General features: G+C 56.1%; 1 rRNA gene. It reads right to left on the reverse strand.

Annotation, left to right across the window (positions count from 1 at the left end):
* Positions 1–223, reverse strand: a 23S ribosomal RNA gene (locus AAC854_RS23810); the annotation flags it as partial.

The following is a 223-nucleotide window of genomic DNA, read 5'->3' on the forward strand; positions in this document are numbered from 1 at the left end:
GTGTTACCTGGTGCTTAGAGGCTTTTCCTGGAAGCAGGGCATCAACCACTTCAGCACCGTAGTGCCTCGTCATTACGCCTCAGTGTTGCAGTACTCCGGATTTGCCTGGAGTACCCACCTACACGCTTAAACCGGGACGACCGTCGCCCGGCTGGCCTAGCCTTCTCCGTCCCCCCTTCGCAGTAACACCGAGTACAGGAATATTAACCTGTTTCCCATCGAC

This window comes from Xenorhabdus entomophaga (genome assembly GCF_037996725.1).
Lineage (GTDB): Bacteria > Pseudomonadota > Gammaproteobacteria > Enterobacterales > Enterobacteriaceae > Xenorhabdus > Xenorhabdus khoisanae.